This is a genomic window from Rhizobium ecuadorense (assembly GCF_001187535.1).
GTDB classification, from domain to species: domain Bacteria; phylum Pseudomonadota; class Alphaproteobacteria; order Rhizobiales; family Rhizobiaceae; genus Rhizobium; species Rhizobium ecuadorense.
This window is the reverse complement of record NZ_LFIO01000003.1, coordinates 1-217: the sequence shown is the minus strand read 5'-3', so window position 1 is coordinate 217 and position 217 is coordinate 1. Positions and strand designations below refer to the sequence as shown.

Genomic DNA, 217 nt, shown 5'->3' with positions numbered 1-217 from the left:
CGCGGACGGGGGGCGCATTGCATGACCAGCATTTTCTCCATCGTACTGGCCGCCATCCTCGGCCTGCTTGCCGTCGCCTCGGCCATCGGTTTCATCCTTCAGCGTCGCGCGACCGAACCCAGCTCCGTCGCCACCGTCCAAAATCTCAACGCCCGTATCCGCTCCTGGTGGATCATGGTCGCAGTGTTCGGCGGCGCAATCCTGCTCGGCGACACGG

Annotated in this window: 1 pseudogene; it reads left to right on the top strand. The window is 65.0% G+C overall.

The annotated features are described in order from the left end of the window. Nucleotides 1-21: 21 nt before the first annotated feature. Nucleotides 22-217 (top strand): annotated as a pseudogene (locus AF337_RS00015) (phosphatidate cytidylyltransferase); the annotation flags it as partial.